A 2436-nucleotide genomic window follows, 5' to 3' on the forward strand; every position below is an offset into this window, starting at 1 on the left:
AGAGGGGCTCGTCTCGGGCGAAGGCCTGCTCGGATGTCGAAGGTGGTAACGCCGCCCCCTCTCCCCGACCCTCCCCCGCACGGAGGGGCTCGCATTGGGCGAGAGGCCGGAGGTCTGTCGGCGGCGATCCGGGCCCATTTCCGCCAAGAGCCGTTCCCGAAACGGGCGGCGGGCGCTAAGCTGGAAATGGGATTGGACCCGGAGATCGCACCACCACGTCGAGAGCAGGCAGATCGCCCCATGAGGATGCCCTCAGCCTCGTCATCGTCTTCGCCTTCACCTTCACCCCCGGCGGCTCGCGGCGGCCTGGGGCTGGGACTCGCCTTCGTGGCGGTGCTGGGCCTGGGCCTGGCGTCGCATGCCGCCGCCGGCAAGGACAAGGATAAGGACAAGGAGCGCGACCCGCAGGTCGGCCGGGCGTTCCGCGTCCCCTACCGGCTGACGGACACGAACCACTTCCTGGTGCGGGTGCGGATCAACGGCAAGGGGCCGTTCAACTTCCTGGTGGACTCCGGCGCGCCGGCGCTCTTCGTCGCCACGGAGACCGCCGCGCAGATCGGCCTCAAGCCGCAGAAGGGGAAGTTCTGGACGCCCGTCGATCGGCTCGACTTCGAGGGGGGCGCGACGCTCAGGGACGTCAAGGCGCGGGTCGAGGACCCGTTCCAGCTCGTCGGCATGAACGCGCTGGGGCTGCCCGGGGCGTCGATCCACGGCATCCTCGGGTTCACCATCCTGGCGCGGTTCCGGCTCGAGATCGACCCGAGCAAGGACCGGATGACCTGGACGCGACTGGACCACGACCCGGCCGATCCCCCCGTGCCGCCTCAGGACGACCGGAACGGGCCCCCCGCGGAGCTCCAGGCGATGAACGCGATCGGGCCGCTGGCCAAGGGGCTGGCCTTCCTGATGGGCAAGCAGCCGGAGGTGGAACGCCTGCCGCGCGGGTTCCTCGGGCTCGAGTGGTCGGGCCCGGAGGCGGCCGGCCGCGTCCGGATCGACCGCCCCGTCGAGGGCTCGCCGGCGGCGAGGGCGGACCTCCGCGCCGGCGACGAGATCGTCCGGATCAACGGCAAGCCCATCGACGGCCTGAAGGCCGCGATCGAGGCGACCGCCGCGATCCGGCCGGGCGACGCCGTCAGCCTGTCCGTCCGCCGCGCCGGGGCCGATCACACCGCGAACTTCCAGGCCGGGGAGGGCCTCTGAGCCATGAGAGCCGCACCAGGTCCACGTCCCGGGATCCCCATCCGCGCCGGCCTGCTCGCCGTCCCGTTCGTCGCGGCCGCCGCCGCCGCGCTCGGGCTCGCGCACGCGCAGGAGCCGCCGGCCTCGCCCGCGGGCAAGGCCCCGGCCCCGGCGCCGGCCGTGGTCCCATTCACGATGCTCCCCTCCAATCACATGCTGGTGAAAGCGAAGATCAACGGCAAGGGGCCGTACCGCCTGATCTTCGACCTGGGGGCGCCGATCACCCTGCTGGGCAACCGGGCCGGCGAGGGCGCGGGGGTCATCAAGGCGGATGCGCCGAAGTCGTTCCTGCTGGGGATGCGCGGCGAGGCCGAGGTGAAGACGCTCGAGGTCGGCGGCCTGACCGCGACCAAGCTGCCGGTCGTCGTCTTCGACCACCCGGCGCTGAAGGTCCTGGGGGAGGCCCTCGGCGAGCCGCTGGACGGGATCATCGGCTTCACGTTCTTCGCCCGCTATCGGACGACGATCGACTACCAGAAGGACGAGATGACCTTCGAGCCGATCGACTTCCGGATCCGGGACCTGATGAAGGAGCTCCCCAACCGCCTGGCCGGCCCGCGCGAGGCGGCGCGGAAGATCCTGGCCCCGCGGGCCGTCTGGGGCCTGCGGCTGGACCCGCCGAAGGGGGGCGCGGACTCGCCCGGCGTCCCCATCCGCGAGGTCCTCGCGGGCTCGCCCGCGGCGCTCGCGGGCCTGAAGCCCGGGGACGTCCTGACCACCCTGGGCGACCGCTGGACGACCACCGTGGCCGACGTCTTCGCCGCCGCCGGCGACGCCGAGCCCGGCCAGGACGCCCGCGTCGTCGTCCTCCGCGACGGCAAGGAGCTGATCCTCACCGTCCGCCCCGCCGCCGGGACGTGACGAGACCAGACGCGGTTCGACGCTCCACGTCCCCCCGGCGGCTCATCGTTACCCACAAGCGCGAGAAGGCCGTGGCGAAGCGAGAAAGCCCCCTGTCCGATGCGAGCCTTCCGGTCCCCTCCCCCCCGTGTGGGGGAGGGTTAGGGAGAGGGGGCTACGTTACCACCCTCGACATCCGAGCAAGCCTTCGCGCGAGCCGAGCCCCTCTGGTCCCCTCCCCCCCGTGTGGGGGAGGGTTAGGGAGAGGTGTTGGAAAGTTAGTCTTTACGACCGGCGAGGCCTATCCCGGATCTGTTGCGCGAGATCGGGGCTTCCTTGAACATCCGGAGCCTG

Annotated in this window: 2 protein-coding genes; both read left to right on the plus strand. The window is 72.0% G+C overall.

The genetic code is table 11. From position 1 onward, the window contains the following. Positions 1-240: 240 nt before the first annotated feature. On the plus strand, positions 241-1203 hold the full coding sequence (locus tag G6O54_RS36670) for a PDZ domain-containing protein (RefSeq protein ID WP_250847251.1): 963 nt from the start codon (positions 241-243) through the stop codon (positions 1201-1203). 3 nt (positions 1204-1206) lie between these two features. Next, complete coding sequence (locus G6O54_RS36675; RefSeq protein WP_205679177.1) at positions 1207-2103, plus strand: PDZ domain-containing protein; 897 nt, start codon at positions 1207-1209, stop codon at positions 2101-2103. The last annotated feature ends 333 nt before the right edge of the window (positions 2104-2436 follow it).

This window comes from Aquisphaera insulae, from assembly GCF_011064615.1.
GTDB lineage: Bacteria > Planctomycetota > Planctomycetia > Isosphaerales > Isosphaeraceae > Aquisphaera > Aquisphaera insulae.